The sequence below is a fragment of the Sandarakinorhabdus sp. genome, assembly GCF_040398645.1.
Lineage (GTDB): Bacteria > Pseudomonadota > Alphaproteobacteria > Sphingomonadales > Sphingomonadaceae > Sandarakinorhabdus.
This window is the reverse complement of sequence record NZ_JBBATR010000009.1, coordinates 63486-65248: the sequence shown is the minus strand read 5'-3', so window position 1 is coordinate 65248 and position 1763 is coordinate 63486. Positions and strand designations below refer to the sequence as shown.

The following is a 1763-nucleotide window of genomic DNA, read 5'->3' as shown; positions in this document are numbered from 1 at the left end:
GGCTGGCAATCAGTCGGTTTCGATACGGCTGTGGCGCTTTGTATCGGGCATCAGCAGCCCGGCGATCAAGGCGACGGCGGCCATGATGGTGACATACCAGAAGAATCCCCGCTCGATCCCGGCATTCTTGAAGGCCAGCGCCGCATATTCGGCCGATCCGCCAAAGATCGCCACACCCAGCGCATAGGGCATGCCCACGCCCAGCGCGCGCACATCGGCCGGGAACATCTCCGCCTTCACCACGCCCGAAATCGCCGTGTAGCAGGACAATATCGCGAGGCAGAGCACCAGCAGCGCCAACGCCCCCGGCCCCGGCCGCGCCGCGCCCAACGCATCCAGCGCCGGCACTGTCGCCAGCGTCGCCATCACCCCAAAGCTGATGATCAGCGGCCGCCGGCCCACAATGTCGGACAAGGCGCCAAACAGCGGCTGCATCGCCATATAGGCCAGCAAGGCAAAGGCCGACGTCGTGGTCGCCTCCTGCTTGGTCCATCCCGCTGACAACACGAGATATTTCTGCATATAGGTGGTGAAGGTGTAAAACCACAGGCTGCCGCCCGCCGTCAGCGCCAGCACGATCAGCAATTGGCGCGGGTGCGCCAGCAGGCGCCGCAGCAATTCGCCCTGCGATCCGGCGCGCTTGGCCTGTTCAAAGGCTTCGGTTTCCACCAGGCCGCTGCGCAGCCAGAACACCATCACCGCGCAGGCCGCGCCCACCACGAACGGGATGCGCCAGGCCCAGTCCGCCAGCTCGGCATCTGTCAACGCCGACTGCAGCAGCACCAGCAGCGCCAGCGCCAGCAATTGCCCGCCCACCAGCGTCACATATTGAAAACTCGCCAGAAAACCGCGCCACTTGGCCTGCGCCACCTCGCTCATGAAGGTGGCCGAAGCGCCATATTCGCCGCCCACCGACAGGCCCTGCACCAGCCGCGCCAGCAGCAGGATCGCCGGCGCCAGCAGCCCGACCTGGTCATAAGTGGGGGCGACCGCGATCATCAGCGAGCCAAAACACATCATCGCCACCGACAGCGTAAGCGCCGATTTGCGCCCGCGCCGATCCGCCCACACGCCCAGAAACCAGCTGCCGATCGGGCGCATCAAAAACCCGACCGCAAAAATCGCCGCACTGTTCAGCAGCGCCGCCAGATCATCGCCCGGCGGGAAAAAGCGCGGCCCAAAATACAGCGCAAACGCCGAATAGGCGTACCAGTCATACCATTCGACGAGATTGCCGGCCGCGCCGCCGAAGATCTGGCGAAACTGGCCAGGGCGCGCCGCAGCAGGCTTCGGCCCCAAACCAGCGTGTCCGGCCACGCGGCAGGATTACTGCGCGACCGGAACGCCCGGCAGCGCCGGCAGCGTGGTCGGTGCTGATGTGGGTGCCGTCGCCGGAACCGGCGCAGGCGCTGGTGCACCTTTGGCCGCAATCGTCGGATCGATCACGCGTGCCTTGTTGGTGCCAGCGGCCAGCACGGCCAGCAGGATCGACGAGATGATGAACAGCGCCGCCAGCACGGTGGTTGACCGGGTGAGCAGATTGGCCGCGCCGCGCGCCGTCATCAGCCCGCCGCCGCCGCCGCCGCCGATGCCCAGCGCGCCGCCTTCGGATTTTTGCAGCAAAATCACGCCGACCAGCCCCAATGCAATCAGGCCGTGGACAACAAGCAGGAAGGTGATCACGTTTGGCAGGCTTTCGGTTCGACAGGCAATAACGGCTGCGCCTTACATTGGTTCGGCTGGGCGTGCAATCAAGCCGCCGC

2 protein-coding genes are annotated in these 1763 nt (G+C 65.8%); both read right to left on the bottom strand.

Annotated features, from left to right (window positions below):
• Nucleotides 1–9: 9 nt before the first annotated feature.
• The gene (locus tag ABWP50_RS03835) at nt 10–1317 is read right to left on the bottom strand and encodes an MFS transporter (protein ID WP_353216668.1); all 1308 of its coding nucleotides are present in this window, start codon (nt 1315–1317) and stop codon (nt 10–12) included.
• A gap of 9 nt (nt 1318–1326) precedes the next feature.
• Entirely contained in the window at nt 1327–1683 is a 357-nt protein-coding gene (gene secG, locus ABWP50_RS03830) for a preprotein translocase subunit SecG (RefSeq protein ID WP_353216667.1), read from the bottom strand.
• Nucleotides 1684–1763 lie beyond the last annotated feature (80 nt).